This is a genomic window from Pedobacter frigoris (assembly GCF_032678645.1).
In the GTDB taxonomy this organism is placed as follows: domain Bacteria; phylum Bacteroidota; class Bacteroidia; order Sphingobacteriales; family Sphingobacteriaceae; genus Pedobacter; species Pedobacter frigoris_A.
The window spans coordinates 1-1,234 of the sequence record NZ_JAVTSP010000015.1 but is presented as its reverse complement, the minus strand read 5'-3'; the positions used below and the strand labels follow the sequence as shown (position 1 = coordinate 1,234).

Here is a 1,234-nt window from a genome sequence, read left to right as displayed (position 1 = left end):
CCTGTCCAAAAAACCAATATACCAAACTGTATATCAGTATTTTAAACAAAATAAATTTGTTTTGGAAATGTGGTTTTTATAAATAATCTGAAGGAGATTTGCCTAGATTATTTATTTAAAAACCATAAAAATTATGCAGACAGATCAGATCATCATCTACCAAACCACAGATGGACAAACAGCAATTGATGTAAAACTAGAAAACGAAACCATTTGGCTCACTCAAGCACAGATTGTAAGCCTCTTTCAGTCAAGTAAAGCAAACATCAGCGAACATTTGAAACACATCTACTCAACAGGTGAATTGGAGGAAAGCTCAACTGTTCGGAAATTCCGAACAGTTCAAAAAGAAGGAATCAGAGAGATAACTAGAGAATCAAATCATTACAATCTTGATGCAATTATTTCACTAGGCTATCGTGTCAACTCCAAACGAGGTACCCAATTCCGCATCTGGGCCAACAAAGTACTCAAAGAATACCTCATTAAAGGCTACTCCATCAACGAAAAACGTTTAAAAGACCAGGCTGAACAGCTAGCTGATCTAAAGAATACCGTTGCTCTGTTAAGTAACGTGATCGAAAACAAAGAACTAAGCTCTGACGAGGCTACAGGGCTGTTAAAAGTAGTCACAGACTACACATATGCGCTGGATATCCTCGACAAGTATGACCATCAGCAATTAACCATAGAGGGAACGACTCCCAACGAATTATTCATCCTCAATTACATCGACGCCAAACATGCAATAAACGACTTAAAAGAAAAATTCGGCGGCGGTATGCTATTCGGAAATGAAAAAGACGATTCATTTCAAGGATCTATTGGTGCTATTTATCAAACATTCGGCGGAGACGACCTGTATCCAAGTGTAGAGGAAAAAGCCGCAAATCTGCTATACTTCGTGGTAAAGAACCACTCCTTTTCAGATGGGAATAAACGTATCGCTGCATACCTCTTCGTGTGGTTCATGGACAAAAACGGAATACTTTATGCCATTGACGGTTCGAAACGTATTGCGGATAATGCGTTGGTTGCACTGACACTGATGATCGCCGAAAGCAAAGCGGAAGAAAAAGACATTATGGTGAAAGTGATTGTAAATCTGATCAACTCCAATAATTAAACTTATTCCAGTAAAATACACCGTTTTACTTTATCAAGCTTTTGACAGGGATCTAACAAGGTGTTAACAGGGAGTTGACTCGGTCAAATACCTTGTCAACTCCTTCCA

The 1,234-nt window shown here is 38.6% G+C and carries 1 protein-coding gene; it reads left to right on the top strand.

Going from position 1 to position 1,234, the window contains the following annotated elements; all coding sequences use genetic code 11:
• The first annotated feature begins 133 nt into the window (after positions 1–133).
• Entirely contained in the window at positions 134–1,126 is a 993-nt protein-coding gene (gene rhuM, locus R2Q78_RS21815; protein ID WP_316794735.1) for a RhuM family protein, read from the top strand.
• Positions 1,127–1,234: the final 108 nt, after the last annotated feature.

Coding starts and splice junctions, on each gene's coding strand:
- rhuM (WP_316794735.1), top strand. CDS start 134: ATGCAGACAGATCAGATCATCATCTACCAAACCACAGATGGACAAACA.